Source organism: Rhodococcus sp. P4_E4, assembly GCF_056401575.1.
Genome location: NZ_JBFUJB010000019.1, coordinates 143,848 through 152,943 on the forward strand (window position 1 = coordinate 143,848; position 9,096 = coordinate 152,943).

At 63.5% G+C, this 9,096-nt stretch carries 9 protein-coding genes; 7 read left to right on the forward strand and 2 right to left on the reverse strand.

Annotated elements, in window-relative coordinates; translation table 11 throughout:
- Positions 1-29: 29 nt before the first annotated feature.
- Positions 30-689 (reverse strand): hypothetical protein, encoded by a 660-nt coding sequence (locus AC1DVN_RS21045; protein ID WP_020969642.1) that lies wholly within the window; start codon positions 687-689, stop codon positions 30-32.
- Positions 690-939: 250 nt separating this feature from the next.
- Here AC1DVN_RS21045 and AC1DVN_RS21050 point away from each other — a divergent pair, with 250 nt between their 5' ends.
- The 6 genes from AC1DVN_RS21050 (at position 940) to AC1DVN_RS21075 (ending at position 7,656) form a co-directional block, all read left to right on the forward strand.
- Entirely contained in the window at positions 940-1,500 is a 561-nt protein-coding gene (locus AC1DVN_RS21050) for an FxsA family protein (RefSeq protein ID WP_477994190.1), read from the forward strand.
- A 12-nt stretch (positions 1,501-1,512) separates the two neighbouring features.
- On the forward strand, positions 1,513-3,147 hold the full coding sequence (locus AC1DVN_RS21055; protein WP_021333480.1) for an amidohydrolase: 1,635 nt from the start codon (positions 1,513-1,515) through the stop codon (positions 3,145-3,147).
- A 37-nt stretch (positions 3,148-3,184) separates the two neighbouring features.
- Complete coding sequence (lnt, locus tag AC1DVN_RS21060) at positions 3,185-4,753, forward strand: apolipoprotein N-acyltransferase (RefSeq protein ID WP_214500044.1); 1,569 nt, start codon at positions 3,185-3,187, stop codon at positions 4,751-4,753.
- Between the two features lie 92 nt (positions 4,754-4,845).
- Positions 4,846-5,691, forward strand: coding sequence for a hypothetical protein (locus tag AC1DVN_RS21065; RefSeq protein WP_019748476.1), 846 nt, complete (start codon positions 4,846-4,848; stop codon positions 5,689-5,691).
- A 136-nt stretch (positions 5,692-5,827) separates the two neighbouring features.
- On the forward strand, positions 5,828-6,481 hold the full coding sequence (locus tag AC1DVN_RS21070; protein ID WP_230091154.1) for a hypothetical protein: 654 nt from the start codon (positions 5,828-5,830) through the stop codon (positions 6,479-6,481).
- Entirely contained in the window at positions 6,478-7,656 is a 1,179-nt protein-coding gene (locus tag AC1DVN_RS21075; RefSeq protein ID WP_020969637.1) for a PrsW family intramembrane metalloprotease, read from the forward strand. Before AC1DVN_RS21070 ends, AC1DVN_RS21075 begins: the two co-directional genes overlap by 4 nt.
- Positions 7,657-8,083: 427 nt before the next feature.
- Here AC1DVN_RS21075 and AC1DVN_RS21080 read toward each other — a convergent pair whose 3' ends face one another.
- Positions 8,084-8,422 carry an RNA polymerase-binding protein RbpA gene (locus AC1DVN_RS21080; RefSeq protein ID WP_019748472.1) on the reverse strand — a complete coding sequence of 113 codons (339 nt, stop codon included), beginning with the start codon at positions 8,420-8,422 and terminating at the stop codon, positions 8,084-8,086.
- A gap of 189 nt (positions 8,423-8,611) precedes the next feature.
- On the opposite strand from AC1DVN_RS21080, the gene AC1DVN_RS21085 reads away from it, so the two are divergent.
- Positions 8,612-8,968: a hypothetical protein gene (locus AC1DVN_RS21085; RefSeq protein ID WP_020907776.1), complete on the forward strand. Its 357-nt coding sequence runs from the start codon at positions 8,612-8,614 to the stop codon at positions 8,966-8,968.
- The last annotated feature ends 128 nt before the right edge of the window (positions 8,969-9,096 follow it).

Sequence of the window (9,096 nt, forward strand, 5' to 3'; positions counted from 1 at the left end):
CCTGTCAGGCAGCGAGCGTTTCGCTCTGCTCAGGCATCAAAAGCGCCCACTGTTGGCAGCACGATGCAGGTCTTCCCGTCTGCGTAATCGACATTGCCGAAGAGAGCGGCAAACACCTTGCCGTCGCCGGTGTCGACGACCTTCGAGAGCAACGGCGTATCGAGTACGGGCAACTTCTCGTCCAACGGGACGATGCCACCCTTGAAGGTGCCGACGTTGATCCAGGCAACACTCAACCCTGAGGTCTTTGGTATGCCGACGTAACCCGGGATTGCCTGGAACCGGAGATGGTCGGCCTCGACCCACGGCGGCAACGGGAAGTTCGGACCGGCCTGTGCGGAGCTGAGGGTGACGGTGACAGGTTCACCGGCCACGCCACACCCGACCGTCGGTGCGGGGTACATGAACGACTGCGGCTTGGTGACGCCGATGTCCGGGAGATCGAGGGCGGTCGTGATCTGATCAGCGCCTGCCGTGCCGATCAACTGCTGAACAGCAGCAGAGGCTTCGGGGGAGATGGCTGCGGCCTGCGCGATCAGCGCGGCAATTCCTTCGGGTACTACCGGTTCTGCGGCCGCGGTTCCCGCGCTGATCATCGTGCTGCCGGCGGTGAGTGCCACGACGGCGGCAGTGCCGGCGATGGCAGCGGGAATGCGTCGGGCGAGTGTCTTGCCGGGGAGTCGGCTCATGTCGGGCTCCTTCATTTCATGAGGCCGGGAAATGCGGCCCGAAGTGACTTGACCATGCGCATAGTCTCAACGTCAACTTGAGGTTTAGAATCGTTAGCGGAGCGTTAGTTAACGCCAGGCAAGTCGCACGTGCGTGAGAGAAGGCCCGTGTGACTCACGGCACTCGCCTGTTTTGCACCTCTGCGTCGTTGTCGGGAGAAAATCCGGCCCCTCGAGCGTTGAACGGATAGACCGTCTGAAAGGGGACGTCATGATCGCCGCCGTATTCCTCCTCTACGTGATCGTCGAGATCGCCGCATTGGTCATCGTGGGCAACGCCATCGGTGTCGTCTGGACAGTGCTGCTGTTTCTCGCCGGTTCGCTTGTCGGATTGATCCTCATGCGTTCGCAGTGGCGACGAGTCATGGACGGATTCCGCAAGGCAACGCGAGGTGAGGGATCGCCGTCACTGGCGGTCGCCGACGGCGCCTTAGTCGCGGCGGGCTCCGCGTTGATGTTCGTACCCGGACTCGTGACTTCGGTTCTGGGCCTTCTGCTTCTGATTCCGCCGACCCGGTGGGCGCTCCGCCCGCTTGCGGTGCTCCTGGCAGGCAAGCGCGCAGCAGCATTTGCCGCCGGTGGTGACGCCTTCGCCGGAACCGTCGGCTACGCGGCGCGCATGCGCGGAAACGGCGAGGTGATCGACGGCGAGATCATCGTCGAGACACCCGAAACCACCGAGTACGTAGCAAGCAACGGCAAGGAACTCGTCCTCGAGGGTGAGATTCTGGACACGGATACACCCACCCGTTCGCGGGGGCCGCAGTACTAAGAGGCAGACTGGGTGCTCGTGACTACTCGTCTGCTGGTCAACGGCCGGATCTACAGTTCATTTGCACCTGACGCGACCTCGATCGCCATCACCGACGGCACCGTCGTGTGGGTCGGCGACGAGCGCGCCGGACGGGCGTTGCACCCCGCCGCGGAGATCGAAGACCTGGGCGGTGCGTTTGTCACTCCCGGGTTTGTCGACACCCACGTCCACATCACTGCATTGGGACTCAATCTCGTCGGTCTCGATCTCGTGGGCGCGAACTCACTGGACGAATGCCTCTCGCGAGTACGAACATTCGCAGCGGCAAACCCCGAAACTGCCCATCCCGACGCAGTCATCTGGGGACACGGTTGGGACGACACCGAGTGGGCAGATCAGACGCCGCCCTCGACCGCGGATCTCGACGCGGCTGCCCCTGGCCGCAAGGTGTATCTCTCGCGGATCGACGTTCACTCGGCCGCGTGCTCGAGCGCATTGCGCGACGGGATCTCCGGCCTCGCCGACACTGCCGGATACTCGGCCGACGGCCCGCTGACCTTCGACGCACACCACCTGGCGCGCAATGCGGCTCGGAACCTGCTGACCGAATCTCAGCGCGCGTCTGCTCGTACCGCGGCGCTCGATCTGTGCGCCTCCCGCGGGATCGTCGCAGTGCACGAGTGCGGGGGACCGGACATCTCGGGACTGACCGATTTCCAGGAACTGCTGGCCCACGACCACGGAGTGGAGGTTCGGGGCTACTGGGGTGAGCGCGTCGACACCGAAGAGGATGCTCGTGCACTCCTCGACAAAACCGGAGCAGACGGACTCGGCGGGGATCTATTCATCGACGGTTCGCTCGGTTCGCATACCGCGTGGCTGCTCGAACCCTATGCAGACCAACCTGATTCGACGGGCAACGCCTATCTCGACGTCGACGCGATCGCCGCACACATCCGGGCCTGCACCCTCGCGGGTGTCCAGGCCGGCTTCCATGCGATCGGTGACGGTGCCGTCTCGTCGGCAGCGGCTGCGTTCCGCAAGGTCGCCGACGAACTGGGTGGCCCGAAGGTCGCCGCGTTGGGTCACCGCCTCGAGCACGCGGAAATGATGTCGATGGCCGACGCGGAAACCTTCGCGGCCTTGGGTGTCATCGCGAGCGTCCAACCGGTGTTCGACGCACTGTGGGGCGGTACCGACGGTCTGTACGCCACGCGCCTGGGAGTCGACCGCGCAGCAGCGTTGAATCCGTTTGCACCTGCTGCCGGTAAGGGTGTCTCGCTCGCATTCAGCTCCGATGCCCCGGTCACCCCCATCGAGCCGTGGGCGATGCTGCGCGCCGCTGTCCAGCACCGCACCGACGGAAGTGGAATCTCACCGCGTGCGGCCTTCTCCGCCGCAACGCGCGGCGCCTGGCGCGCGGGCGGAGTGCGGGACGGCGCCGCGGGAACGCTCAATCCGGGTGCACCCGCCTCCTACGTGTTGTGGGCGGCAGGCGAACTCGAAGTCAGTGCACCGGCCGATTCGGTTCAGCGATGGTCTACCGATCCGCGCTCGCGAGTACCCGCTCTGCCCAGGCTGGCGGAAGATGCGCCGATTCCGGTCTGCATCAAGTCGGTGCATCGCGGACGCGTCGTCTACCAGCGCGGCTCGACGAGTGAGTGAGGCCGGCGCAGAGGCGCCCAGCAGCGATCGCTCCCGCGTGAACGCTGTGCTCACCGGTTCGGCATGGCTACGTTCGCTGTACGCAGCCGCAGGCGGATTCTTGATCTTCGCCGGGTTCCCACCTCGTCCGCTGTGGTTTCTGGCGCCAGTCGGGATCGCTCTTCTGACGTGCGTGTTGACGAACTTCGGTCGAGGCGGATTGCGTCTTCGTGCCGGCTTCGGTTACGGGTACCTGGCCGGTCTCGGATTCCTGGTGCCGTTGCTTCCGTGGATCGGTGTGTTCGTGGGCGCGGTCCCGTGGATCGCGTTGGCCGCGGTGGAGTCGTTGTTCATCGGACTGTTCGGGTTGCTGGCGGTACTGGTGGCGAGGTTGCCTTGGGCACCTTTGTGGATTGCCGCGACCTGGACGCTTACCGAGTGGCTTCGTTCCAGCGTCCCATTCGGCGGATTTCCTTGGGGCAGGCTCGCATTCGGTCAATCCGAAGGGTGGCTCCTCCCACTCGCGAGTATCGGCGGTGCGCCGCTGCTCAGCTTCGCGGTGGCCCTGACCGGTACCGGCTTGGCAGCAGTCGTCGTCGCTGTCGCGGCAAAACGATGGGACCGAGGATTCTTCGGAGCCGTTGCCGCCGCCATCGTGCCCGTGATCGTTGCTCTCGTGGTGTCGCCGTTTCTTGCCACCATGGATTCCGGCGACCGAACGATCACCGTCGCCGCGATCCAGGGCAGCGTTCCGCGGTTGGGCTTGGACTTCAACTCGCAACGCAAGCAGGTCCTCGACAACCACGTCGCCGAAACCGTGAAACTGGCAGCCGAGGTGGACGCGGGCCGCGTCGATCAGCCTGACGTCGTGATCTGGCCGGAGAATGCCTCGGACATCGACCCACTTCGAAACGCCGATGCCGCGGCCGACATCACCCGAGCCTCCGAAGCGATCGGAGCCCCGATTCTTGTCGGCACCGTACTCGTGAATGCCGATCGTACGACCACCAATTCAGTGATCGTGTGGGACGGCGCCAATGGTCCTCAGGAACAGCACGACAAGAAGATCATCCAGCCGTTCGGTGAATACCTGCCATACCGAAGCTTCTTCCGGAACTTCTCCTCGTACGCCGATCGTGCGGGCAATTTCGTGCCCGGCGAGGGCAACGGCGTTGTCCACGCAGCGGGTGTACCGATCGGCGTCGCGACTTGTTACGAGGTTGCGTTCGACCGGGCGTTCCAGGAATCGGTGCGCAATGGTGCGCAGCTGCTGGCAGTACCGACCAACAACGCCACCTTCGGGGACACCGAGATGACGTATCAGCAGCTGGCAATGTCCCGTGTGCGGGCAGTCGAGCACGGCCGTGCCGTCGTTGTGGCCGCAACCAGTGGTGTCAGCGCCATCATCGCTCCCGACGGGGCAGTGACTTCGCAGACCGACCTGTTCGTGCCGGCGGCACTTGTGGCCAAGGTGCCGCTCTCGACCAGCTCCACCCTCGCTACCCGAGTAGGTCCGGCGCCGGAGATCGTGCTCAGCATCATCGCGGTCGGTGCGATTGCCATGGCGCTGGTAGCCCGGCGCCGAGATCGGGCCGAGCAATCACCAGAGGAGGCTGCGGCAATCTGACCCGAGCAACGGATATCGGGCTGCCGATGTTCCGAGGGGCGCCTACGCGGGTACTCGCTGTGCCACCCGTTCCTGCGTAAAGGCGGCCTCCTGTGACCGAGCCAGACAAGACTGAGCCAGACAAGGCCCAGCCTGAGAAGACCGAGCCCCAGACTGCAGTTCGCAAGACCAGTGTCGTCGACGCGGTGCTGCAGTCACCGCTCGCGGGGCTGTCACCGTGGATCCTGCTGTCCTTGCTCTCCGGGCCGGGAAGGTTCGAGGAATCCGCGGCCGCCGCGCTCGGGTTGTCGCTGCTGATCTTGGCGGCCAGTCACCGGCGCGGCGGCACGGTGAAGCTGTTGGAGGTCTTCGACGTCGTGTTCTTCGGCGTTCTGGCGGCCATCGGCCTCCTCGCGTCGGCGAACACGATTCGGTGGTTCGAACTCTGGGGAGGCGAACTGACCAACATCGCGCTGGTGGTCTTTGCCTTCGGATCGATCCTGCTCCGCAATCCTTTCACTTTGCAGTACGCGAAAGAGTCGACGCCTGAAGAGTATTGGACGACGCCACTGTTTCTGCGCATCAACTACGTCATCACCGCAGTGTGGGCGCTCGCCTTCACATGGTCGGCCGCAGTGGGCTTGTTCGGAGACGCACTGCTGCACGACGGAGACAACTTCTGGACCGGATGGATTCTGCAGTTGCTCGGAACCTTCTTCGCGATCTCCTTCACCGAGTGGTACCCCGAGTATGCGCCGAACAAGGCCGCTCAGGCTCAGGGCCTCGAAACTGAACCACCGCAGTCGATTTTCAGGCTGTTCGACTTTTTGCCGGTGTTCGTAGCCGTGACCGGCATCGCGGGGTTGGTGACCGACTCCGTTTCCGTGACCGCAGGCGTCACGTTGATTCTGGTCGGCGTGTTCGGACATCTGGCGATGCGACGGTTCACCGTCGACTAGGAGCTCTCGGTGATCTCGCGCCGACGGGAACTTGGTGCACGATCGTCTCGATGACCGGCAGGTGCCGGCTGATGCACGGAATTTGTCCGTTTCTGCGATAGTCAGTGCACCTGCCGTGCAATGGAAACGAGGGAAATTGAGCGTTATTTCGAGTACTGCACACAAGCACGAGCCCATACACGGACGACGTCCACCAGCGGATCACCGCTTCCTCGGACTCGACACACGCGTCTTCCCACACGCCCTCGCGATCTTGGGGGTGTGGATGCTCTGGACCGTGATCGTGCCCGCCATCGATTCCGCTGTCTCCTCCGAAGATCCAACCGGCGCCGGAGACCGAATGGCCGTGACCGAAACGGTCTCCTTCGCCGCACCTGCGGGCTGGAATGTCGAGAGTGGTTTCCGAACCGACCAACATGGCGCGTCCGATTCGCTCCCACGTGTGACGTTGACCGGCGGCACCGTCACCGTGAGCGTCGACGCCGACACATTCAGTGGAACTGCCGACGAGCTCCTCTCCCAAACAGATGCCGTGAGTCTTGCGACGAACGGCAGTTCCGTGCTTGCGGTCTCCGGTACACGCCAGCCGATCAGCACCGACGGGGGTCTGAGCGGCGTCCAGGTCAGCTTTGACACTCCGCGGTCCGCCGGATCGGTGACCACATTCGTCACCGACGGCGAGGGAATTCGGGTACAGGTAGTCGGCCCACCCGATCAGATCGCCGCCCGCGGTCGAGAAATCACCGACATGATCGCCTCCATCGGCACACATGAGGGAGACACCAAGTGAGCAGCGATCTCCTCGAAACCCGCTCCCGCGCATTCGATACGACGGCCTGGGGCGAGAAATTTCACTTCTTCCAACCACGCAACGTCGTGTTCTGGATATACCTGTGGATGTGCGGATTCGGCCTCGTCAAAGGCTGGCAGATGTTCGCCCCCTTCGCCGGATACTTCGGGCGCGCACTCCTCGTTGCCGGCATCGTCGGCATCATCAGTGCCGCGGTCTGGACATGGTGGTTCCGGCACATCGACCGCTACGAACGCCAACCCGTAGGACTAGTGGTCACCGGCTTCATCTGGGGCGCCACCGCAGCAACGTTCACTATCGCAGTACCCGCGAACGGAGCAGTCGGCTCGCTCTACACGAAGATTTTCGGGCAGGTATGGGCTCAGGACTGGCATGCGGGCCTCTCTGCACCGTTCGTGGAGGAAACCGCCAAAGGCATCGGCATCGTCGTCCTCCTCGCGCTTGCACCGCGACTGGTGCGCACCGCAACCGACGGCCTGCTCCTCGGCGCTTTCATCGGCTTGGGATTTCAGACCAGCGAAGACTTTCTGTACTCGATTGCCGGCGCGACGCAGGGCTTCGGCGCCCACCAAACCGACGGCCTGATCGGTTCCATCGCCACCCGCACCTACTCCGACATCGTCTCTCATCCCCTCTTTACAGCCCTTTTCTGCGCCGGCGTGATCTATCTGATCGGCACCCCGGCCCAGCCCCGGCGGATCGGACGCGGATTGGCGTTGATCGTGGCACCCATCCTGATCCACGGCGTGTGGGATTCGATGCTCGCGATCGCCGGCGGCAGCAGTTCGCTCGTGTTCGTCATCATGATCGGCGACATCGTCTTCGCTTTCACTGCCTTGTGGATCGCGTTCGTCTGGGCGCACCCACGTGAGTCCCACTTCGTCCGTGACATTCTCGCCCCGGAAATCGAGTCCGGCGTCCTGACCGACGCCGAGGTGACAGCCGCCGGCGGATGGCGACAACAACGCACTTACGCGAAGGCCGCACCCACTCGCACCGAACGTCGCCAACGACGACATATCGTTCGTGCCGCGCTGGATCTGTGCAGCGACCTTGCTGTCAGCAAGGGCGACGACAGCTCCCAGGTCGTCGAATCACGCAACGAAATCACCCGCCTCCGCCAAGGAACCGCGGCACAGAGCATCGCTCGGTGACCGCGAAGTAGCGGAAGTACCGTTCAGCACCGTAAGTCATTTACCCACACCCCAGTCGGCCGGGTTGTTTGCCAACGTCACTTGGCACGCAACCCGGCCGAGTGACTGGGCTACCAGTTCACGATCGGCGTGAGTGGGGTACCGAAGTTTGGTGTGTCGCGGGGTGGGGGATACAGCTCACACTGGTGCACGAAGCAGTGCCGATGGTTCTCCAGCGCGAATCGCGAATCCGCGCACTGTCGGCTCGCGAGTGCGCCTGGATGCTGAATGACGTTGTCCTGAAGTGCCTTTGAGGACCGCGAAGCATCCTGAAGTTGCCACGTCGAAGAAGGGCCGAAGTATGACGTCGACTTGTGAACGATCACTCCCCGTAGAACGAGAAAGACCGCCCGGTGTAGAACCGGACGGTCTTGATCGAAGTGCTAGTTCATGCGCCGCGACGCTTGGCCTTCAGCAAATCGAGACGCTCTTTGAGGAGCTCTTCGAGTTCCTCGACCGAGCGACGCTCGAGCAGCATGTCCCAGTGGGTGCGGGGAGGCTTGACCTTCTTGGCTTCGGGGGCAGTTCCCTCCATGAGGGCGCCTTCGAGGCCGTTGCGGCACAACCAGGTGCCGGGGATCTCGGCTTCGTCCGCGAACGGGATGTCGAAGATCTCGCCGTTCTCGCACTTGTACTTGGCCATACGACGGGGCGCGAGGTCATGGTCACGGTCGGTCTCGTAGCTCACAGCTCCGAGACGGCTACCTCGAAGTACGCGATCTGCCATGGTGGTGTCCTCTCTTCGTTCGTCACCGCTGGTGGGCGCCCTGACTTGGGGAGTAGACGCTCACACTCATCTACAACGCCACGAGCACCCGATTGGTTCCCGTGTGGCGAGAAGACGCAACCTCTCCATCTTACCGGGTACCGCGCGCGTTCATCGAAGGCGTCCGAATCTCGAGTACAGTGTCGACTCATGGCTGAGAGCACACGCGTCGGATCACCGCAGACTGCGCGTTCCGGAAACCCGTGTGTGTGGTGCGGCCGCGAGGTCGCGGTGACGGGAGTGGGTCGTCGTCGCCGGTACTGCAGCCAGTCTTGTCGCCAGCGCGCGTACGAGCAGCGCAATGCCGTCAAGGGCACGACGATCCCGGCTGACGCCGTCATCTTGACCGCCGTCGAGGCCGTCGAACTGGTGGATCGGATGTTCGAGGTTCGCTGCGCCGCCGAAGATGTGGCGACTGCTGTTGCCGAGGGAGCCGAAAGTTCGGAACTCGCACAGTTGTGTGAACGGTTGACCGAACTTGCCCGTGAAGCCGAACGTTTCCGGTGAAGCAGGTGTGGGCAACCGGTTTCTAGCCTTGCGTTGAGCACCGCAGCACTGCGGTGCGCCTGACGCCTGACGACGACAAATTCTGATCCTGAGTTCGGACCTTCGGGGAGGTTCGGACTTCGAAGCGA

Excerpts from the sequence above, each read along its gene's own strand:
- AC1DVN_RS21045 (WP_020969642.1), bottom strand. The coding sequence starts at position 689 with ATGAGCCGACTCCCCGGCAAGACACTCGCCCGACGCATTCCCGCTGCC.
- AC1DVN_RS21050 (WP_477994190.1), top strand. The coding sequence starts at position 940 with ATGATCGCCGCCGTATTCCTCCTCTACGTGATCGTCGAGATCGCCGCA.
- AC1DVN_RS21080 (WP_019748472.1), bottom strand. The coding sequence starts at position 8,422 with ATGGCAGATCGCGTACTTCGAGGTAGCCGTCTCGGAGCTGTGAGCTAC.
- AC1DVN_RS21085 (WP_020907776.1), top strand. The coding sequence starts at position 8,612 with ATGGCTGAGAGCACACGCGTCGGATCACCGCAGACTGCGCGTTCCGGA.